General features: G+C 67.5%; 1 protein-coding gene. It reads right to left on the bottom strand.

What is annotated here, in order from left to right; genetic code table 11:
• Positions 1–18: 18 nt before the first annotated feature.
• A complete protein-coding gene (locus tag KBX50_RS32480) occupies positions 19–1,215 on the bottom strand; it encodes an IS110 family transposase (RefSeq protein ID WP_210941659.1) in 1,197 nt (398 codons plus the stop codon).
• Between the last annotated feature and the right edge of the window lie 221 nt (positions 1,216–1,436).

Raw genomic sequence — 1,436 nt, 5'->3', positions numbered from 1 at the left:
GACCTCCCAATGACGTTGTCAAGCCGCGATAGCGGCAGGCGGTACGGGTTGGTAGCACCGTCTGTCACGCAGGAGTGCCCACAGGACGTTGATTCGGCGGCGGGCGAGTGCGAGTACGGCCTGAGTGTGCCGTTTGCCCTCGCCGCGTTTGCGGTCGTAGAAGCGCCGCGACTCGGTGCATCGTTGGATGCTGATCAGCGCGGAGGTGTAGAAGACGCGCTGGAGGCCCCGGTGGTAGCGGCGTGGGCGGTGCAGGTTGCCGCTGACGCGTCCGGAATCGCGGGGCGAGGGAGCCAGGCCGGCGAAGCCGGCCAGCCGGTCCGGGGTGCCGAAGGCGTCGAGGTCGCCGCCGGTGGCGGCCAGGAACTCAGCGCCGAGCAGCGCGCCGATGCCGGGCATGCTGGAGATCACTTCGGCGAGTTCGTGCTCATGAAACCGGCCCTCGATGAGCTTGTCGATCTCGCTGACCTTCTCGTTGAGGGCGATCACCTCCTTGGCGAGGGTGTGAACCATCTGGGCGGTGAGCTTCTCGCCGGGCAGCGTGGTGCGTTGCCGGTCGGCGGCCTCGACAGCGGCGGCGGCGATGGTGCCGGCCGAGCGGACTTTGCGGTTACGCAGCCAGGTCTGCAACCGCGCGACGCCGACACGGCGAAGAGCTGCGGGGGTCTGATAGCCGGTCAGCAGCACCAGCGGGCCGTGGTTGGTCAGGTCGAGGGCACGTTCCAGCGCGGGGAAGATGTTCAGCAACTGCTCGCGCAGTCGGTTGATGGTGCGGGTCCGGTCGGCGACCAGGTCGCTCCGGCGGGCGGTGAGGATCTTCAACTCGACGGCCGCCTCGTCTCCCGGGCGCACCGGGTTGAGGTCACGGCGCATACGTGCCTGGTCGGCGATCACTGCGGCGTCGCGGGCATCGGTCTTGCCGGTTCCGCGGTAACCGGCGGCGGCCCGGTTCACCGCGAGACCAGAGATATAGACCAGCCGCTGCTCATGGTTGATCAGCAAGGCGATCAGCAGAGCCGCACCGCCGTCGGCCACGTCGACCGCCCACGTGACCTCGTCGCTCAGTGCCAGCACATCGGCCAGCAGCGTCAGCAACTCCGCTTCCTCGTTGGCCACTCGCCGCGACAGCAGCCGGTCGCCGTTCTGGTCGACCACCACACAGTGGTGATGCGCCTTGCCGATATCTACGCCGGCCCACACCTTGGGCACGGTCACCTCCACAAGTTCGTTGGTGAGTCGGTCCGGAGACGACCTCGCCGGCATGGTCCTACACAGCGATCTACTCGCAACTCCCAATCGGCGGCCGAGTCGTCGCGGGGTGCTGGGCGGCCAGGTCTCCTGAGCCATCAACGGCAACCCGATGAAAGCCACACCCAGCACCCCCGGATGAGCCAACCCTACGAACTGGGCGGTCATCACGATCAAGAAGGTAGGAC

This window comes from Micromonospora sp. C51, from assembly GCF_018070435.1.
In the GTDB taxonomy this organism is placed as follows: Bacteria; Actinomycetota; Actinomycetes; order Mycobacteriales; family Micromonosporaceae; genus Micromonospora; species Micromonospora sediminimaris.
Note: the sequence above shows the minus strand (reverse complement) of the source record. Positions and strands in the feature narration are given on the sequence as shown.